This is a genomic window from Pseudonocardia ailaonensis, from assembly GCF_039531635.1.
GTDB classification, from domain to species: domain Bacteria; phylum Actinomycetota; class Actinomycetes; order Mycobacteriales; family Pseudonocardiaceae; genus Pseudonocardia; species Pseudonocardia ailaonensis.
In genome coordinates this window covers 7,592-26,528 of the sequence record NZ_BAAAQK010000029.1, presented here as the reverse complement: position 1 = coordinate 26,528, position 18,937 = coordinate 7,592, and the positions used below count along the sequence as shown (strand labels likewise).

The 18,937-nt window shown below is 72.8% G+C and carries 19 protein-coding genes; 5 read left to right on the top strand and 14 right to left on the bottom strand.

What is annotated here, in order from left to right:
• Positions 1–42: 42 nt before the first annotated feature.
• Both ABD324_RS35350 and ABD324_RS35345 read right to left on the bottom strand, forming a co-directional pair.
• Positions 43–339 carry a GroES family chaperonin gene (locus tag ABD324_RS35350; protein ID WP_425565978.1) on the bottom strand — a complete coding sequence of 99 codons (297 nt, stop codon included), beginning with the start codon at positions 337–339 and terminating at the stop codon, positions 43–45.
• Positions 340–572: 233 nt separating this feature from the next.
• Entirely contained in the window at positions 573–1,763 is a 1,191-nt protein-coding gene (locus tag ABD324_RS35345; RefSeq protein ID WP_344427656.1) for an AAA family ATPase, read from the bottom strand.
• A gap of 236 nt (positions 1,764–1,999) precedes the next feature.
• Here ABD324_RS35345 and ABD324_RS35340 point away from each other — a divergent pair, with 236 nt between their 5' ends.
• Entirely contained in the window at positions 2,000–2,641 is a 642-nt protein-coding gene (locus ABD324_RS35340; RefSeq protein WP_344427653.1) for an SIMPL domain-containing protein, read from the top strand.
• Between the two features lie 86 nt (positions 2,642–2,727).
• Complete coding sequence (locus ABD324_RS35335) at positions 2,728–2,943, top strand: hypothetical protein (protein WP_344427650.1); 216 nt, start codon at positions 2,728–2,730, stop codon at positions 2,941–2,943.
• Positions 2,944–3,100: 157 nt separating this feature from the next.
• Here the strand turns inward: ABD324_RS35335 and ABD324_RS35330 are convergent, their stop codons facing one another.
• The 5 genes from ABD324_RS35330 to ABD324_RS35310 all read right to left on the bottom strand — a co-directional run bounded on the left by ABD324_RS35330 (position 3,101) and on the right by ABD324_RS35310 (position 8,107).
• A complete protein-coding gene (locus ABD324_RS35330; RefSeq protein WP_344427647.1) occupies positions 3,101–3,583 on the bottom strand; it encodes an FxsA family protein in 483 nt (160 codons plus the stop codon).
• A gap of 121 nt (positions 3,584–3,704) precedes the next feature.
• Positions 3,705–5,309 (bottom strand): dihydrolipoamide acetyltransferase family protein, encoded by a 1,605-nt coding sequence (locus ABD324_RS35325; RefSeq protein ID WP_344427645.1) that lies wholly within the window; start codon positions 5,307–5,309, stop codon positions 3,705–3,707.
• Between the two features lie 76 nt (positions 5,310–5,385).
• Positions 5,386–6,351, bottom strand: coding sequence for an alpha-ketoacid dehydrogenase subunit beta (locus ABD324_RS35320; protein WP_344427643.1), 966 nt, complete (start codon positions 6,349–6,351; stop codon positions 5,386–5,388).
• Between the two features lies 1 nt (position 6,352).
• On the bottom strand, positions 6,353–7,567 hold the full coding sequence (locus ABD324_RS35315) for a thiamine pyrophosphate-dependent dehydrogenase E1 component subunit alpha (protein WP_344427640.1): 1,215 nt from the start codon (positions 7,565–7,567) through the stop codon (positions 6,353–6,355).
• Positions 7,568–7,858: 291 nt separating this feature from the next.
• Positions 7,859–8,107: an antitoxin gene (locus tag ABD324_RS35310; RefSeq protein WP_344427637.1), complete on the bottom strand. Its 249-nt coding sequence runs from the start codon at positions 8,105–8,107 to the stop codon at positions 7,859–7,861.
• 170 nt (positions 8,108–8,277) lie between these two features.
• Between ABD324_RS35310 and ABD324_RS35305 the strand changes: the two genes are divergently transcribed.
• Positions 8,278–8,778 (top strand): hypothetical protein, encoded by a 501-nt coding sequence (locus tag ABD324_RS35305; RefSeq protein WP_344427635.1) that lies wholly within the window; start codon positions 8,278–8,280, stop codon positions 8,776–8,778.
• A 5-nt stretch (positions 8,779–8,783) separates the two neighbouring features.
• Here ABD324_RS35305 and ABD324_RS35300 read toward each other — a convergent pair whose 3' ends face one another.
• Complete coding sequence (locus ABD324_RS35300; RefSeq protein ID WP_344427633.1) at positions 8,784–9,362, bottom strand: peroxidase-related enzyme; 579 nt, start codon at positions 9,360–9,362, stop codon at positions 8,784–8,786.
• Between the two features lie 67 nt (positions 9,363–9,429).
• Between ABD324_RS35300 and ABD324_RS35295 the strand changes: the two genes are divergently transcribed.
• Positions 9,430–9,759, top strand: a complete 330-nt coding sequence (locus ABD324_RS35295; RefSeq protein WP_344427631.1) for a DUF3024 domain-containing protein — start codon at positions 9,430–9,432, stop codon at positions 9,757–9,759.
• 66 nt (positions 9,760–9,825) lie between these two features.
• Here ABD324_RS35295 and ABD324_RS35290 read toward each other — a convergent pair whose 3' ends face one another.
• From ABD324_RS35290 to ABD324_RS35265, 6 genes are all read right to left on the bottom strand, one after another.
• Entirely contained in the window at positions 9,826–11,667 is a 1,842-nt protein-coding gene (locus ABD324_RS35290; protein WP_344427629.1) for a hypothetical protein, read from the bottom strand.
• 228 nt (positions 11,668–11,895) lie between these two features.
• A complete protein-coding gene (gene mctP, locus ABD324_RS35285) occupies positions 11,896–13,551 on the bottom strand; it encodes a monocarboxylate uptake permease MctP (RefSeq protein ID WP_344427914.1) in 1,656 nt (551 codons plus the stop codon).
• Positions 13,551–13,820 (bottom strand): DUF3311 domain-containing protein, encoded by a 270-nt coding sequence (locus ABD324_RS35280; protein WP_344427627.1) that lies wholly within the window; start codon positions 13,818–13,820, stop codon positions 13,551–13,553. The genes mctP and ABD324_RS35280 overlap by 1 nt, the downstream gene beginning before the upstream one ends.
• A 153-nt stretch (positions 13,821–13,973) precedes the next feature.
• A complete protein-coding gene (locus tag ABD324_RS35275) occupies positions 13,974–15,800 on the bottom strand; it encodes a phosphoenolpyruvate carboxykinase (GTP) (protein ID WP_344427626.1) in 1,827 nt (608 codons plus the stop codon).
• 353 nt (positions 15,801–16,153) lie between these two features.
• A complete protein-coding gene (locus tag ABD324_RS35270; RefSeq protein WP_344427624.1) occupies positions 16,154–16,492 on the bottom strand; it encodes a hypothetical protein in 339 nt (112 codons plus the stop codon).
• 679 nt (positions 16,493–17,171) lie between these two features.
• Entirely contained in the window at positions 17,172–17,867 is a 696-nt protein-coding gene (locus ABD324_RS35265; RefSeq protein ID WP_344427621.1) for an alpha/beta fold hydrolase, read from the bottom strand.
• A 53-nt stretch (positions 17,868–17,920) separates the two neighbouring features.
• On the opposite strand from ABD324_RS35265, the gene ABD324_RS35260 reads away from it, so the two are divergent.
• The gene (locus ABD324_RS35260; RefSeq protein WP_344427618.1) at positions 17,921–18,898 is read left to right on the top strand and encodes a helix-turn-helix transcriptional regulator; all 978 of its coding nucleotides are present in this window, start codon (positions 17,921–17,923) and stop codon (positions 18,896–18,898) included.
• The last annotated feature ends 39 nt before the right edge of the window (positions 18,899–18,937 follow it).

The window sequence follows — 18,937 nt, the reverse complement described above, 5'->3', positions numbered from 1 at the left end:
GAAGCCGTGTTCCTTCCCCACCGAGGTCCGCGACCAGCGGACCTACAGGTACAAGCCGGTCCCGCCGCTGTCCGAGCGCGCGCTCGCGACGGCGTGCAGGTCCCGTTCGCGCATGACGAGGTACGGGGTCCCCTGGACCTCGACCTCGTACTGGTCGTCCGGGGCGAAGAGCACGCGGTTGCCGACCTGCACGCTGCGCACGTGCTGCCCCGTCCCGAACACCTCCCCCCACACCAGGCGCTTCGCGACCTGCGCGGTGGCCGGGATGACGATGCCGGAGGAGCTCAGCCGCTCGCCGTTGCCGTCGACGATCTTGATCATGACGCGGTCGTGCAGCATCTGGATCTCGAACTTCGACTCCGGCACGCGCGTGATGCTACGGGCAGGGGAACCGCGATCACCCGGCGGTGTCGAACCGGAGGAACCGGACGAAAGAGAAGACCCCGCGGGGCTGCCAGGTCGGGGGTCCGACAGCGCCGCGGGGCTACACCTGGATTCGTCTCCCCCGGGCCCGGCGTTACGGGCCCCGCCGGAAAACCCGTTGTTCACTCTTTCGGAGCAGCAACACCCGTTTACGTGTTGGCGAGCAGGTATCGCCCGAAGTGCGGCACGGTGAAGGCGATCTGGCCCCGTTGTGCGGAGTAGACCAGGCCCTTCTTCAGCAAGCTGTCCCGCGCGGGGGACAGCGAGGAGGGCTTGCGCGCGAGGTGCTGCGCGAGCGCGGAGGTGACGACCGGATCGTCCGTCCCCTCCGCGATCTCGGCCATGGCGCGCAGGTACTCGCGCTCCGCCGGGGTCGCCCGCTCGAAGCGGGAGCCGAAGAACCCGACGGCCAGCTCCGCCTCCGCCTCCGGGGCCGCGAGGGCGACGTCCTCGGCGCGGATCGGGCTGGTCGGCGCCGCGTCCCAGGCCGCCTTGCCGTAGGCCTGCACGAAGTAGGGATAGCCGCCGGAGCGCTCGTAGAGCTGGTCGAGCGCGTCGGAGTCGAAGGCCGCGTCCTCGCGCTCGGCGGGGGCGATCAGGGCGAAGTCCGCGTCCTTGCGGTCCAGCTTGTCGATCCGGGCGTACTTGAAGAGGCGCTCGGAGTACGACTTCGATGCCGACAGCACCGCCGGCAGGTGCGGCAGCCCGGCACCCACGACCACCAGCGGCATCCGGGACTGCGAGAGCTCGTGGCAGGCGGCGCAGAGGGCCGAGATGTCGTCCGGCTGCAGGTCCTGCATCTCGTCGATGAGGATCGCGATGCCCGTCGAGACCTCGCTCGCCAGCTCCGCGACCTCGGTGAACAGCTCCACGAGATCGATCTCGATGTCGCCGGAGTCCGCCCGCCCGCTCTTCACGGGCACGTCGATGCCGGGCTGCCAGCGCTCCCGCATCCGGGCGCCGTCCGGCGAGGCCCGCAGCGCGAAGGCCTTCAGCACCCCCAGCACCTCCGCGACGCGCTCCTCCCGCGGGTGCTGCACGGCGAGGTCGCGGATCGCGCGGTGCAGCGCGGCGGACAGCGGCCGGCGCAGCTCGGCGTCCGGGCGTGCCTCGATCTTCCCCGAGCCCCAGCCGGCCCGGACCGCCATCGAGCGCAGCTCGCCCAGCAGCACCGTCTTCCCGACGCCGCGCAGCCCGGTGAGCACCAGGCTCCGCTCCGGGCGCCCGCGCGCGACCCGCTCGAGCACGATCTCGAACGCGTCGACCTCCCGGTCCCGGCCCGCGAGCTCCGGCGGGCGCTGACCTGCGCCGGGGGCGAACGGGTTGCGCACCGGATCCATGCCTCGCACGGTATCCGGGCGTCTCGCCGAAACCGTAGATTTGCGTGACGTGTCGGCGATTCTCCGACTCTCTAGTCTTGCTCCGAGAAAACGGTAGATCACGCTCGACGCCGGGCGGCGTCGGCACACCAGGAGAGGCCGACGGCCCCGTACCCCGGCACGGCTCGTGTTTTCTGCACCTGTCTCGCACGAATCCGATACGACGTGATACGCCCCGATCTGGGACTCTCGATCTCGTGGCAGACACGAGCGGACCGGAGATCGTGACCGAGGGCAGCGGCTGGGTCGAGCGCACGGCGGACCGTGCGGAGCTCGGCGTGGTGTTCGACGCGCGCGGCCGCACCCGCGCCGCCGCCGTCGAGGAGCTGGGGCGGCGCGTCGCCCGGGCCGAGAAGGCCCTCGGCCTGAGCGGGCTGACCGTCCGGAGCCGGCGACTGTCGGTGCACACGGAGTACCGCTCGTCGAAGCCCTCGGGCTGCCGGGCCAGCGAGTTCTTCCAGATCGAGGTGGACGACGTCGCGGTCCTGGAGGAGGCGTTGTCACTGCTCCTGGGCGCGGAGCCGGCCTCGGTGTCGGGGCCGTCATGGTCGCTGGCGCACCCGGAGGAGGTCGTGGCCCAGGCGCAGCAGCGCGCGGTGGCAGACGCCCGGCGCCGCGCGGAGGGCTACGCGGCGGCGCTCGGCGGCACCCTCGGCCCGCTGCGCCGGCTCTCCGAGGCCCCCGAGCACGGCGGCGGTGCGCCGATGTACGCCATGCGCGCGTCGGCCCGCGCGGAGGGCGGCCCGGACGTCTCCGACCTGGGCCTGGAGCCGGAACCGGTGCGCGTCTCCGCCCGGTGCACCACCAGTTGGCAGCTGAATGGCAGTTCCAACGGGTGAATCAGTGCGTCCCTGTGGCGCAATTCCTCCTCGAGCGCCGACACTCGTTCGGAGCAGTCGTAGTTCCGTTCGACGGGAGGACCGACGTGAGTACTCGAGGGGGACGCCACCGCCTGAACCGCCGCACCCGCCAGGAGTTGCGGATGCGGCCGGGGCAGCGGCGGCGAGGCCTGCGGGCCACCGCCCGGGCGGTGCTGACCGCCGCGGTGGGCCTGGTGCTGGCAGGCGGTGGGGGAGCCGTCCTGCACAACAACGGAGTGGTGGTCCCGGCCGCCTTCGCCAGCGAGGACCATTCGCGGTGATCGCCGCCAGCGTGCCGTAGGGGTTCCCGGCGGAGCCTCACGGCACCGCAACGACGATCACCGGCGACCGTGCCCGCCACGCTGATGATCGCGGTTCCCGTGTCCGGGCGGCACACTCGAGCGCCCTCGGCACACCCGATCGGCGATCACGGCGAGCTCAGCGCTCGTCGATCACGGTCCCCTCGATCACCATCGGGCCGCCGGCCCGGCGCGGGGTGGGAGCCGGCTCCGGCTCCACCACCTCGGCGTCGATGATCGGGCCCTCGCTGCGGATCCGCGCGGTCTTCAGGTCGGGATGGCGCCGCTCGGCGTCCCTCACCAGCCGGCGGCGCACCAGCGCCCGGGTCGGCGGCAGCAGGAGCAGCAGCCCCAGCACGTCCGTGACCAGGCCCGGGACGAAGAACAGCAGGCCGCCCGCGGCGACCAACATGCCGTCCGTCGCCTCGGAGGTGGCCACACGCCGGTTGCGCGCGGCCTCCGCGAGAGCCCTCGCGGCCCGCACCCCCTCCCGGCGCGCGAGCCACAGGCCCAGCAGGGAACCCGCGAGCAGCACCAACAGGGTCCACCCGGCTCCGATCCAGGAGCCCAGCGCGACCACGGCGACGATCTCGACCACCAGGTACAGGAACACGAACGGCATACCCGGAGAACGCACGACCCGCCGAATTCGTGCCCGCCCGGGTCCCGCCCACCCCCACAACGCCGAGATGAACCTCAGGCACATTCGGAGAGGTCTCCGGAGTGCCTGAGGTTCATCTCGGCTACCAGAGGATGGCGCGGGCGGGGTCCTCCAGGAGGGCACCGACGTCGGCGAGGAAGCGGGAGCCCTGCTCGCCGTCGACCAGGCGGTGGTCGAAGGAGAGCGCGAGCTGGCAGACCGTGCGCACCGCCAGCTCCCCGTCGACCACCCACGGCGCCGGCTTGATGGAGCCGACGGCGAGGATCGCCGCCTCGCCGGGGGAGAGGATCGGGGTGCCCGTGTCGACGCCGAACACGCCGACGTTGGTGATCGTGATCGTGCCGCCGACCAGGTCGGCGGGCGCCGTCTTCCCCGAACGCGCGGTCTCCGTGAGCGCACCGAGCGCGCTCGCGAGGCCGTGCAGGTCGAGCCGGTCCGCGTCCCGGATCTTGGGCACGATCAGCCCGCGCGGGGTCGCCGCCGCGATCCCGAGCCGCACGTGCTCGTAGTAGACGATCTCGCCCGCCCGCTCGTCCCAGCTCGCGTTGACGGCGGGGGTGCGCCGCGCGGCGAGGCACACCGCCTTGGCGACGAGTGCGAGCGGCGTGACCCGGACGTCGGCGTAGGCCTTGTCCGCGCGCAGCCGGTCCCGCAGCGCCATCGTCTCGGTGACGTCGACCGTCAGGAACTCGGTGACGTGCGGTGCGGTGAACGCGGACTGCACCATCGCGGCCGCGGTCGCCTTCCGGACGCCGCGGATCGGCTCGCGCCGCACCCCGTCGACGAACGCGGCGGGGGCGGCAACAGCGGCCCCACCTGCAGCGGCGCCGGATCCACCTGCGCCACCCACCGCGACGCCACCGACCGCCACAGACACACCGCCGACGCCATCGCCCGGGGCGGAACCGGACGCAGCACCTCCGGCGTCGGTCGCGCCGGCGAGCGCCGCGGACCCGTTCCCGGCCACCGCGGCCTGCACGTCCTCCCGCGTGATCACCCCGCCGGCCCCCGAACCGGTCACGGTGCGCAGGTCGACGCCCAGGTCCTTCGCCATCCTCCGCACCGGCGGCTTGGCGAGGGGCACCAGCGAGTGATCACCGTTCGTGGGGCGTTCCGCGTGCTCCGCGGGCGTTCCGCCCCCGTCACGCTGATCACGGGCCGAGTCGGCCGCATGCTCCGCCGCCTCGGCGGCAGCCGGCCCGACCTGGGCCGCGGCCTGCTCACCAGCGACGATCTCCGGGGCGACGGCTGCGGGGGCGACCCCGCCACCACCGCCGGGCGCACCGGACGCAGCCGCCCGGCCCTTGCGGGGTCGGCGGGTCGCCGTCCCGGGGCGCGGCCCGTACCCGACGAGCGTGGCGATCCGCCCGTCCGCCCCGGCCTCCCCGATCTTCGCGCCGCCCTCACCGGCCGGCGCGCCCCCGGAGGAACCGCCCGACGCCGACGGGGCACCCGTCTCGATCGCGATGATCGGCTCGCCCACCGCCACCGTGGCGCCCTCGGCGACCAGCAGCTCCCCGACCGTCCCCGCGTACGGGGAAGGCAGCTCCACCAGCGCCTTCGCCGTCTCGATCTCCACGAGCACCTGGTTCACGGTGACCGTGTCCCCGGGCGCCACGTGCCAGGTCGCGATCTCCGCCTCGGTCAGCCCCTCGCCGACGTCGGGCAGACGAAAGACGTCGCTCATCGCTCTCCCTCGCTGCGCTCGGTCGGCGCTGCGCGCAGGCACTGTGCCGACGATTCGCTCGCAAGCTCGCTCATGCTCAGTACTCCAACACGCGGTCGACGCCGTCGAGCACGCGATCGAGGTCGGGCAGGAAGTCGTCCTCGCACTTCGACGGGGGATAGGGGGTGTCGAAGCCGGTCACCCGCAGCACCGGGGCCTCCAGGGAGTGGAAGCACTCCTGCTGCACCCGCGCCGCCACCTCGGACGTCACCGACGACTCCGGCGGCGCCTCCGACACCACCACCAGCCGACCCGTGCGCCGGACCGACTCGAACACCGGCCCGAGATCCAACGGCGACAGCGCCCGCAGGTCGATCACCTCGATCGAGCAGTCCGCGGCGGACGCCGCCTCCAGACACGTCTTCACGAGCGGCCCGTAGCAGGCCACCGTCACGTCGGAGCCGGTTCGCAGCACGCGCGAGGCGAACAGGGGCGCCGGCGCCGAGTCCGACACCTCGCCCTTCTCCCAGTACCGCCGCTTGGGCTCGAAGAAGATCACCGGATCGTCCGAGGCGATGGCCTGGCGGATCATCCAGTGCGCGTCGTCCGGGTTGGAGCAGGCGACCACCTTCAGGCCCGCGACGTGCGCGAACAGCGACTCCGGGGACTCGGAGTGGTGCTCCACGGCACCGATCCCGCCGCCGAACGGGATCCGCACGACCACCGGCATCGGCACCCGGCCCTGCGAGCGGAAGCGCACCTTCGCCAGCTGCGACACGATCTGGTCGTAGCCGGGGAACACGAAGCCGTCGAACTGGATCTCGCACACGGGCCGGAAGCCGCGGATCGCGAGCCCCACCGCGGTGCCGATGATCCCCGACTCCGACAGCGGCGTGTCCAGGACGCGCTGCTCGCCGAAGTCCTTCGCGAGACCGTCGGTGATCCGGAAGACGCCGCCGAGCTTGCCGACGTCCTCACCCATCACCAGGACCTTCGGGTCCTCCTCCATCGCCGCCCGCAGCCCGGAGTTGAGGGCCTTGGCGATCGTCATCGTGGTTGCCATGTCACGCCCCTCCGGCGCTCGGGCCCGCGAGGGACCCTTCGGCCTCGAACGAGGAGTGGTACTCGAGGTACGCGGCCTCCTGCGCCTGCAGCTGGGGCGAGAGCTCGGCGTAGACCTCGGAGAACATCCGGTCCGGTGCCGGGTCCGGCATCGCCAGGCAGAAGGCGCGGAACCGGGAGGCCAGCTCGTCCGAGTCGGCCTGGACACCGTCGAAGAAGTCCTGGCCCACCCCGTGCTCGCGCACCAGGTTGACCCGCACGCGTTCGATCGGGTCCTTCAGCTTCCACAGCTCCAGCTCGTCGGCGAGCCGGTAGCGGGAGGGATCGTCCGAGGTGGTGTGGGCGTCCATCCGGTAGGTGAAGGCCTCGATCAGGACGGGGCCGTTGCCCGTCCGGCACTCCTCGAGCGCCCAGCGGGACACGGCGAGGCAGGCCAGCACGTCGTTGCCGTCGACCCGGACGCCCGGGAAGCCGTAGCCGCGGGCACGCTGGAACAGCGGCACCCGGGTCTGGCGCTCCAGCGGCACGGAGATCGCCCACTGGTTGTTCTGGCAGTAGAAGACGACGGGCGCGTCGTAGGCGGCGGCCCAGACGAACCCCTCGTGGACGTCCCCCTGGGAGGTGGCGCCGTCGCCGAAGAAGCACATCGTGGCTTCGGAGTCGGGGCCCTCGCCGACCTTGCCCTCGAACTTCTGGCCCATCGCGTAGCCGGTCGCGTTGAGGCACTGGTTGCCGATGACGATCGTGTAGAGGTGGAAGCGGGCCGCGATCGGGTCCCAGCTGCCGTGGTCCGTGCCGCGGAAGATCCCGAGCAGGTCCGTCGGGTCGATGCCCCGACACCAGGCGACGCCGTGCTCGCGGTAGCTCGGGAAGATCATGTCGCGCGCCGTCGCGGCCCGGCCGGCGCCGATCTGCGCGGCCTCCTGGCCCAGCAGCGGCACCCAGATGCCGAGCTGCCCCTGGCGCTGCAGCGCGTTGCCCTCCCGGTCGAACCGGCGGACCAGGACCATGTCCCGGTAGAAGCCCTTCAGCTCCTCGACGCCGATGTCGTCCGCCCAGGACCCGAAGCGCTCGTCCGTGGTCCGCACGCCCTCGGGCGTGAGGAGCTGGACGAGCTCGGGGCCGCCCTCGTCCGTGCCCTTCAGGCCGGACAGGACGTGCTCGCGGGTGGGGGCGGATCTCGGATCGATCGGGACCCAGCTCTGTGGATCGGACACACGTGCCTCCTCGTGCTCACACCCGGCGCGGGAGGTTCGTGGCCCCGCGCACCGGACGACGCCGGCGGCGGTCCACTCGGGTAGGTGGCCGCCCCGCGCCGGACGTCCTCACTGGTGCCGATAGTGGCACGTCGCGGGCTCGCAGGGGGACCACGCGGAACCACACGATGGGCCCGCGGTTCGTGCCGGCGGCAACAGCTCCGTAGGACGTCCGATCCTCGGACGCGCGACGGCCCGGCCTCCCCGCGAGGGGTGGCCGGGCCGTCGTGGCGCGGGTCAGGTCGTCCCGGATCAGGCCCTCTCGTACGGGCCGGGCGGCGGTTCGCCGTATCCGCGGCGGTCGTGGATCCCCGCCGCACCCTTGGCCTTCTGCGTCGCGCCCCGGATCTGCCCGGAGTACTTCCCCTTCGTCTGCTTGTCGACGAACTGGGCGGCCTGGTCGAGCAGCTTCCCGGCCTTGTCCGGGTTCTTCTGCGCGTACCGGCGCGCCCCTTCGGCCGCCACCGCCAGCGCACCCAGCTTCTTGAACATTCCCGCCATGGCGATTCCTCCGTCTCGGCGTTCCCCTGCTCAACGCGCGAGGGGTATGTCCGGGTTCCCGGCCTCCGTCGCGCCCAACCACCCGGGCCGCAACGGCCACTGCTCACCACTCTTGACGATCACGGGCGCGGGACCGTTGCGGTCCGAACCGGACGACCGACACATCGGACGTGACCCGAACGCTCCCCGGCAGGATCGGCGCCGTCGCCGCCCTGCTCGCCCTCGCCGCGCTGGCCGGCTGCTCCACCCCGTCCGAGCCCGTCTCGCTGGCGTCCGCGCCGGTCCGGAGCGTGCCCACGAGCACGTCCGCGGCAGCGACCACCACCGCCACCACCACGACCGCGCCGCCGGTCGTCGTCACGCAGCCGCCCGCGGTGGTCGCGCAGGCTCCCGCCGCCACCCGGACCACCACCACGCGCGCGACCACCACCAGGCCGGCGCCCGCCGCCGCGCCCGCCGCGGCCCCGGCCGCCGCGCCCGCGCGGGCTCAGGTGCAGTCGCAGGGCTCGGGCTGCGACCCGAACTACACCCCCTGCGTCCCGATCGACTCCGACGTCGACTGCGCCGGCGGGAAGGGCAACGGCCCGTCGTACGTCAAGGGACCGGTCCGCGTCGTCGGCAAGGACATCTACGCCCTCGACGCCGACCACGACGGCATCGGCTGCGAGTAGGGCCGTCAGCGGGGGAGGCGGCCCATCAGGAAGAACTCGGGATTGGGGCTCAGCGCCGTCAGGTGGGCCATGCGGTTGGAGAGGGCGAACAGCGCGGTGATCGCGCCGACGTCCCAGATCTCGTCCTCCGACAACCCCGCCGCCCGCGCGTCGTCCAGCTCCGCCTCCGTGAGCGCCGCGGAGTCCGCCGCGATCAGCAGGGCGAGGTCCACGATCGCCCGCTCCCGCGGGCTCAGCTCCACGGCGTAGGGGTTGGTGGACACCCGGTCGGCGATCTCGGCGTCCTTCGCCCGCACGCGCAGGATCGCGCCGTGCGCCACCACGCAGTAGGTGCAGTGGTTCGCCGCGGACGTGGCGACCACGATCAGCTCGCGCTCCGCCTTGCTCAGCCCGTCGCCGGAGTCCATGAGGGCGTCGTGGTAGTCCAGGAAGGCGCGCAGCTCGCGCGGGCGGCGGGCCAGCGCGAGGAACACGTTGGGCACGAAGCCGGACTTCTCGGCGATCGCCCCGATCCGTTCCCGCAGGTCCTCGGGCATGTCCTCCAGGTCCACGTGGCCGAACCGGCTGATCGCGTGCTCTCCCATGCGCTCGACCGTACCGGCGGGGAAGGGGTCTTCCGTGGGCACGCGGGGGCCGTCATCATCTGCGGGCATGGCGGTGACCGAGGAGTTCCGTACCCGTTTGTCCGACTGGTGTGCGGAGTGCGTCCCGCAGGATGCGCGGGGCCGCCGCCGGATCGCCTACACGACGGTCGGCGGCACCGTGACCATCCTGGACCGCCGGCCGCCGGTGTTCCCCGAGCTGGGCGCGGTCTGGTCCTCGACTCCGCTCGCGCAGCTGCGCGAGGACGGCGACACGGGCCGCTGGGTGCTCCACATCCCGACCGTGGACGGCGGGCGATGGGAGCGGCAGGAACCCGCGGCGGACGATCCCTTCGTCCTCCTGGGCCGCATCCGCTCGGCCGTCCTCGCGGCCGGCTGAGCTCTCCGTCCCCGAGGTCACCACCCGACCGCACGCACCGACGCGCGCACCGTCCGTGTGCCCGGCCTACGCCCCCGCCTGCTGCCGCGAGACCACCTCGGGCCGCCGCGCCGCGGGCAGCGCCACGACCCGCGCCGGCGTCCGCGGCACCGCACGCCCCGACCGGATCACCGGCGCCGCGGCCTGCTCCAGCACCCCGAGCAGGGTCGCCACCCCCGTCGCGGGGCGGGCACCCCGCCCGCTGACGGCCACCAGCCGGGGTGCGGCGGCCGCGACCAGCAGCCGCTCCACGCCGAGCTCCTCCGCCCCGAGCAGCACCACGACGTCCACCAGGTCGGCCGCGGGCAGCGGGTCCAGCACGGTGTCGAGGGCCGCGACCCGGACCGATCCGGGCTCCCCCGCCTCCCAGGCCTCGGCCTGGGCCGGGTCGCCCGCGGCCAGCCGGAGCAGCAGCTCGTCGCACCGGAGCTGGTCCTCCTGCTCGCGGCGCGCCGCGACCAACCCTCCGACCGCGGCGGCGTAGGCCTCCCCGTCCCGGCTCCGCAGGGCCGCGACGACGGCCTCGTGCTCGGGGGCGTAGGCGTCGACCGGACCGTCGCTCACCAGGCCGGCGGTGATCTCGTCGAGCCGGCGCACGGCCTCGGCGGCGGTGCCCTTCGCGGCCACCACCGCGACGGTGTCCGCGATCTCGCGGGCGGTCCGCAGGTCCGGCACCGAGATCGGCGATCCGGCGTGCAGGAACAGGACGTCGTGCCGCAGCTGGGCGACCGCGGTCGCCGCCGCGTCGATCTCCGTCAACCCGCCGACCAGCGCCCGCAGGTCCCCGACGTCGTCCGGGGTCGGGATGCCGAGGATCCGGCAGCCCCGGTCGACCGAGGTGAGCCGGCGCGCCAGCTCGAGGTGGCGCAGCGCGGCGAGCACCGCGGTGGAGTCCCGCGGCACCTCGCCGCCGACCCGCAGGACCTCCAGCACGGGCTCGACGTCCCGCTGCACGGCGCTGCGGAAGCGCCGCCGGCTGCGGCCACCGCCGTCGAGGTAGGCGAGGTACTCCTCGAGCGCGTCCTCCGCCCACCCGGGCAGCGGCCCCCCGACGGTGACGGACGGGAGGTCGCGGGACCGGTCGGCGACGGCGAGGGCCTGGGCCGAGTCGGCGAGCAGGCTGTCCACCGCCGCCCGTTTGAGCAGCAGGACGAGACCGTCGAGCAGCCGCCACTGCCACGGCCGCGACAGCGCGGCGAGGGCCTCCCGGACCTCGGCGGCCACGGCGGCGAGCGAGGCCAGCCGGCCCTCGTCCAACCGGGCGAGGACCACGTCGAGCAGTGCCGCGTCCGGCGCGGGCGTGCCCGCGGCCCGCTCGCACAGCGCCCTGACCTCGGTGGACGGCGGGAGCGCGAGCGGCGGCGGGATGTCCTGGCCGGCGCGCGCCCGGCGGGCGGGCGTGGCGGTGGCGAGCAGCAGCCGGAGCTCGCGCTGTTCGGCCGCGGTGAGCGGGGAGGGCAGCAGGGCGGGGGCGGCGAGCTCGTCGAGCCGGGCCGCGTCCGCGGCGGTGACGACCACGCGCAGACCCTCGGCCGCGAGCCCCTCCGCCACGGCGGCGACCTCGGCGGTGTCGGCGCCCTCGAGCACCACGAACGCGCCCTCGCGCAGGGCCCCGGCGACGGCCTCGGGCACCGGCGACGGCACGGCGCGCTGCTGCGGCACACCGGTTTCCGCCGGATCCGGGTCGGCCGCGGCGTCGGCCAGAGCCTCCGCGAGCAACCGCAGGCCGGCGGGTGGGGCCGCGGCCTCGATGCGGTCGCGGATCGTGGCCAGCGAGGCGGGATCCGCCTGCTCGGCCAGCCGCTCCACGAACCCGAGGAGATCGTCTCCGTCGGGCTCGGAGGCAGCAGCGCGTCCGAGGTCGAGCATCAGCGAGTCACCTCCATCCGGCCGCCGCTCCCGATCTGACGGTCACCGGATGTATCGGTCGCGCACACCCGATGTTCCACCCCGGACGGGCGACACGGCAACAGGAAGGCGACGAACGGTGACCGAGAGCGTCCGTTCCCGCCACGACGGGGTGACGGCCGCCTCCGTCGCAGAGGGAGGGCCCGGCCGGACACCACCCGGCCGGGCCCTCCCGACGACGGTGGGTGATCAGTGCACCGCCACGTCCGCGACCGGGCGAAGTCGCTCCGAGCCCTCGTCCGCGTGGTAGTCCGCGCCGCTCGTCTCGTCCGTGCCCTGGCCGACCTTCATCGCCCGCAGCACCACGGAGACGACCACCGCGATCACGAGGTTGACCACCAGCGCCACGAAGCCGACGTAGATCTGCACCGTGGAGCCCGCGAACGGGTGCCAGCCGAAGACCGTCAGCTTGTCCAGCGTGAGCGCGGAGCCGCCGAAGTGCGACTTGGCCGCCGCCGGGTTCGGGATCAGGTACAGCAGGTACATGCCGTACGCCATGCCCACGACCCAGCCCGCCACCAGCGCCCACCGGTGCAGCCAGCGCGTGTAGAGCGCGATGGCGACGGCCGGCAGCGTCTGCAGGATGATCACGCCGCCGATGAGCTGCAGGTCGATGGAGAACTGCGGGTCGACGAACAGCACGAAGGCCACCGCGCCGAACTTCACGATCAGCGACGCGAGCTTGGCCTGCCGCGCCTCCTGGTGCGGGGTCGCGCCGCGGTGCAGGTACTCCTTGTAGATGTTGCGCGTCCACAGGTTGGCGGCCGCGATGGACATGATCGCCGCCGGCACCAGCGCCCCGATGCCCACGGCCGCGAAGGCGATGCCCGCGAACCAGCTCGAGAACTGGTCCCCGAAGAGCACCGGGATGATCGTGTTGGTGTCCGGGCGCCCGGTGGCCGCGTTGGTGATCGGCGTGGAGCCCGCCGCGATGGCGACGAACCCCAGCAGCGCGAGCAGCCCCAGCAGGAACGAGTACGCCGGCAGCGCGATCATGTTGCGCTTCAGCACGTCCCGGCCGCGGCTCGCGAGCACCCCCGTCAACGAGTGGGGGTAGAGGAACAGCGCGAGCGCCGAGCCGAGCGCGAGGGTGATGTACTGCAGCTGGTTGTTGGCGGTCAGGAAGATCGAGCCCGTCGGCGCCCCCGTCGTCGGGTTCGGGGTGGCCATCTTCTGTTCCGCCGCACCGAAGATCGCGGACCAGCCGCCGAACTTCGCGGGCAGGTAGATCACCGCGACGATGATCACCAGGTAGATCAGGATGTCCTTGACGAACGCGATGAGCGCCGGCGCGCGCAGCCCCGACTGGTACGTGTAGAGCGCCAGGATGACGAAGGCGATCAGCAGCGGGAGATGCCCGGCGATGCCGGACCCGTTGAGCCCCATGGTCCGCAGCACCGACTCGAGCCCGACGAGCTGGAGCGCGATGTACGGCATGGTCGCGACGATCCCGGTGACGGCCACGATGAACGCCAGCAGCGAGCTGCCGTAGCGGCCGCGCACGAAGTCCGCCGGCGTGACGTAGCCGTGCACGCGGGAGACCGACCACAGCCGCAGCACCGGCAGGAAGACGATCGGGTACAGCACCACGGTGTAGGGCAGCGCGTAGAAGCCGAGCGCGCCCGCGCCGAACATCAGCGCCGGCACCGCGACGAAGGTGTACGCCGTGTAGAGGTCACCGCCGACGAGGAACCACGTGATCCAGGCGCCGAACTTGCGCCCGCCCAGCCCCCACTCGTCGAGATGGTTGAGGTCCCCGCCTTTCTGCCAGCGCGCCGCGAGGAAGCCCAGCACCGTGACCAGCAGGAACAGGACGGCGAAGACGATCAGCTCGGTCCAGCGGATCACCGGTGGGCCCCCTCGTCGAGGTCGTCGACGCGGGGATCGGCGTCCGGCAGCGGAACCCCGCCGCCCTTCGTCCTCACGTAGACGATCGCCACGCAGACGACACCGACCGGCACCCACAGGAACTGGGACCAGTAGAAGAACGGCATCCCCCACAGGACCGGGTTCCGTGTGTTGAACCAGGGCGTGACGAGCATCAGCAGCGGGATGAGCAACAGCAGGTTCCAGGCGCTCCAGCGGAACCCGGAACCCGACGACGGGTCGGCCATGACCCCTCCCCCGAAGGTGATCGACGACGATCGGCTGGCGGAATGGTAGGTCCGCGGCGGGGAGTTGTCCGGGTGGAGCACCGGCCCCGAACGACCGGCGGCCCGCCGTCCCCGGTGGGGGACGGCGGGCCGCAGGTCAGCGGGGCGCGGGCGTCAGGCGCCCAGGCGCTGCTTCAGGTTCTCCAGCTCGTCGCGCATCGACGTGGGCAGCTTCTCGCCGACCTTGTCGAACCACTCCTCGATCAGCGGGATCTCGGCCTTCCACTCCTCGACGTCGACCCGTAGGGCCTCGGCGACGTCCTCGGGGGTGGCCTCGACGCCGTCGAGATCCATCTGGTCCGGGGTGGGCACGTAGCCGATCGGGGTCTCGACGGCGGCCGCCTTGCCCTCGATCCGCTCGATGACCCACTTCAGGACGCGGCTGTTCTCGCCGAACCCGGGCCACAGGAAGCGACCGTCGGCGCCGCGGCGGAACCAGTTGACGTAGAAGATCGACGGCAGCTTGTCGGCCGACGCGCCCTTGCCGACGTTCACCCAGTGCTGGAAGTAGTCGCCGACGTTGTAGCCGAGGAAGGGCAGCATCGCCATCGGGTCGCGGCGGACCTGGCCGAGGCCACCGGCCGCGGCGGCCGTCTTCTCGCTCGACATGGTGGCGCCGAGGAAGGTGCCGTGCTGCCAGTCGCGGGCCTCGGACACCAGCGGGACCGTGGTCTTGCGGCGGCCGCCGAACAGGATCGCCGAGATCGGCACGCCGTTCGGGTCCTGCCACTCGGGTGCCACGACCGGGCACTGGGAGATCGGCACGGTGTAGCGGGCGTTCGGGTGCGCGGCCGGGGTCCCCGACTCCGGGGTCCAGTCGTTGCCCTTCCAGTCGATGAGGTGCTGGGGGTCGCCCTCCAGGTCCTCCCACCAGATGTCGTTGTCGTCCGTCAGCGCGACGTTGGTGAAGATCGCGTTGCCCGCGTTGATCGTGTGCATCGCGTTCGGGTTCGACTTCGAGTTGGTGCCCGGCGCGACGCCGAAGAAGCCGAACTCGGGGTTGACGGCGTAGAGCCGGCCGTCCTCGCCGAAGCGCATCCAGGCGATGTCGTCGCCGACGGTCTCGGCGCGCCAGCCCGGGATGGTCGGCTGCAGCATCGCGAGGTTGGTCTTGCCGCAGGCGGACGGGAAGGCCGCCGCGACGTAGTACGCCTTGTCCTCCGGGCTGATCAGCTTGAGGATCAGCATGTGCTCGGCGAGCCAGCCCTCGTCGTGCGCGATGGCGGAGGCGATCCGCAACGCGTAGCACTTCTTGCCCAGCAGCGCGTTGCCGCCGTAGCCGGAGCCGTAGCTCCAGATCTCCCGGGTCTCCGGGTAGTGGACGATGTACTTGGTCTCGTTGCACGGCCACGGCACGTCCGCCTGGCCGTCCGCGAGGGGCGCACCGACCGAGTGCACCGCGAGAACGGCCTTGTCGCCGGCCGGGCCGTCCAGCAGCGGCAGGACCGACGCACCCATGCGCGTCATGATCTTCATCGACACCACGACGTACGCGGAGTCGGTGATCTCGATGCCCAGCATCGGGTGCTCGGCGTCCAGCGGGCCCATGCAGAAGGGCACGACGTACATGGTGCGACCGCGCATGGAGCCGGTGAACAGCGGGTTCAGCGTGGCCCGCATCTCGGTCGGGTCGGCCCAGTTGTTGGTCGGGCCGGCGCCCTCCTCGGTGGCGGAGCAGATGAAGGTCCGCTCCTCGACGCGCGCGACGTCGTCCGGGTCGGAGACGGCGTAGAAGCTGTTCGGCTTCTTCTTCTCGTCCAGCTTGCGGAAGGTGCCCCCCGCGACCAGCTCGGTCGTGAGCCGGTCCCACTCGGCGTCGGAACCGTCCGCCCACACGACCGCGTCCGGCTGGGTCAGCTCGGCGATCTCACGCACCCACGACAGCAGGCGCGCATTGGTCGTGGGCGCATCGTCGATCCCGGGAACGGTCGCTGCGGTCATGCGTGTCTCCTGCCCGGCCGGCCCCCGTCAACCGGCCCGCGGAAATGCTGGAACAACCTCGCCTGGTCGGGACGAGGTTGTAACGGGGAAAGATAGCTACGGAGGTTACCGGCCGTGGCGCCCTCTACACATGGGCGTGAGCTGTCGATTGACTCACAACACCGATCATGGAATCGATACAGATAGCTGCGCCACAGCTCTCACCACCGGATTCCCGAATGATTCGGGCGGCCGTCCGGCTCCGGTGCGGGTCCCCGTGGGTCCGGCCGGAGACGGCGGTATGACAGCGCCGTGACGTCGTCCGGTTGTCTTTACGAATCCGAGATACGTAAGTAGGTATTCTCGAATACGTTTTAAGCGCTGCGCAGGATCCCGCGGGGCCGCTCGTGCACCGGCGCCGGACGCCGAGCCGTCCGGTGGGCGACCGCCGGGAGCAGGATGGGGAGCCGGTGTGCGGTCACCTGCCAGTAGCGCCGCTCCGGATCGGCCGCGCGCCAGGCGTCCGCGAGCCGGGCGGCGGCATCGGCGTCGATCACCCGGCGCGGACGCGGGCGCATCCCGCAACGGTCGCGGATGTCCGTGTCCAGGGCCTGCCACGCCGCGTCCGCCGTGCTGAACACCTGCACGTCGGCCGGGCCCTCCTCGTCACCGACGGCCAGGGTGTACGCGCTCACGGCGTCCAGGGACGACATCCGACCTCCTCGCAGCCCTTCCGCGGCGTCGGCGGCGCGGGCGGGCTGCACATCTGGAAGAACTCCGGCAACTCGGGGTTCAACGCCCATCGTCCCGCCCGGGTACGCCGCGGCACCGCCGACGCGCCGGGCGACGGCCCGGTCCGGTGACCGGATGCGCCGAACGGCTGATCCGGTCACTCGCCGTGAGAGCAGTCCTCCAGGGATCCATCCGGCTGTCACACCAGCGCGCCACCCACCGCGCGGACGTACCCCTCGAAAGGATCACCCGCGCATGATCCAACCGAGTGCGACACCAGCGCTGCCTTCCCCGCAGAGGAGTCACTCCGACGACGATCATCGACCGGCAGTCACACCAGCGCTGTGAGCAGCAACGGGCCGCCATCCCCGGAAAGATCACCCGATGATCCAGCTGCAGTGATCCGGCCGGCCGTCACACCAGCGCGGGCCACACCGCGACGCCGGCACGCTCGCCACGATCATCCGCGGTTGATCGTTCCGAGGACTGCCGGAGCGCGCCGGGCGGCACACCACAGTGCCGCTCGGGAGGATCATCCGGCGCGCCGCAGCGGGGACGGCGGTGCGATGAGGCCGACTCGCAGCGCGGCCGGCCCCCACTGATCCTTCCGGCCGCCACCCCCGCGCGACCGGCGCAGCCCTGACGTGCCGATCGGGTGGATCACCGCAGGCCGGCGAGCAGCTCCGCGAGGCGCACCGGCTCGGAGAACATGGGCCAGTGGCCCGTCGGCAGCGCCACGAAGGACCACTCCGCGCCGCCCATCTCGGCGAAGCCGGGCAGGCCGGCGTCGATGAGCCCGCGGGCCTGCGCCTCGGTGAAGGTGCAGGTGATCACGGTCTTCGGCAGCGTCGGATCCGGTGTGCCGCGGCGGATCCCGGTCGTGATCACGCCGGCGGGCTCGGGGCGCGAGCGCGCGCGGATGCTCTCCAGCAGCCGGTCGTCGAGGCCGTCGGTGCCCGCGAGGCGCGCGCGACCCGGCATCGGCTGGAACCCGTCGTGGGCGGCGAGGTCCGCGCGGGTGGCGGCCTGCGCCTCCGGATCGGTGAACTCGATCTGCGCCATCCCGTCCGGCAGCACCCCCGTGTCCACGAACACGAGGTGCTCCACGAGCTCCCGCGCCCGCTCGGCCGCCGCCACACCCACCGGCCCGCCGCCGCTGTGCCCCACGAGCACCGCCGGACCGACCTTCCCGAGCACCTCCAGCACGTCGTCGACGTGGGACTCCGCGGTTTCCGACGCATCCGCACCGAGCTCGACGGCGTGCACCTCGTGACCGGCGGCGCGCAGCTCCGTGGCCACCTCGTCCCACGCCCACGCACCCAACCAGAACCCCGGGACCAGCACGAATGTCGTCATGAGCAGACCGTAGGGCCGATACAGGGCGGATCCGGTCCTGTTTTACTGACGAGATGTCGGCCGGTCGCGTCCTCGCCCTCCTGGAGCTGTTGCAGGCCCGCCCCGGGCTGACCGGCCCGGAGCTCGCGGAGCGCCTGGAGGTGGACGTCCGGACCGTGCGCCGGCACGTCGCCACCCTCGACGGGCTCGGCGTGCCGGTCGCCGCGACCCGCGGCCGGTACGGCGGGTACCGGCTGATGCCCGGGTACAAGCTGCCGCCGCTGATGCTGACCGGGGACGAGGCCGTCGCCGTCGTGCTGGGGCTGCTCGCCGCCGAGCGCACCGGGATGCACGCCGCCGCCCCGGCCGTCGCGAGCGCGCGGGCCAAGGTCGAACGCGTGCTGCCGGCAGCGGTGCGTGACCGGGTCACCGCGGTCGCCGCCACCCTCGGCTTCACCACCGCCCCGCGCACCGGCGCGGCCCCGGATGCCGACGTCCTGCTCGTCCTGGGCGAGGCGGTGCGCGACCACCGGCGCGTCGAGCTGGGGTACCGGTCGTGGCGGGGCGAGGTGAGCGAGCGGGCGCTCGACCCGTACGGCCTGGTCTTCCACGCGGGCCGCTGGTACGTCACGGGCCACGACCACCGCCGCGGCGGCCTGCGCACCTTCCGCCTCGACCGCGTCACCCGCGCGGTCGCGTCCGGCGAGGGCTTCGTCGCTGCGCCACCGGGTTTCGACCCCGTCGCCCACGTGATCGCCGGCCTCGCCGAGGTCCCCTACCGCCTCGAGGTGGAGGTCCTGGTCAGGGCACCGCTCGACGAGGTCGCCCACCACTGGCCCGCCTGGCTCGCCACCCTCGAACCCCACCCCGAAGGCACCCTCCTGCGCACCAGGGCCGAGGACCCCGACGGCATGGCGAGAGCCCTCGCGAGCCTCCCCTGGGACTTCACGGTGAGGCACCCCGACGAGGTCCGCACCGCCCTGAGATCCCTCGCCACCCGCCTCACCACCGCCCTCACCGACCAACCCCCCGCGAGTCGGCACTTTTCGTAGGCCGAAACACACGCTGACGACGACGTCGTGAACGTGTGT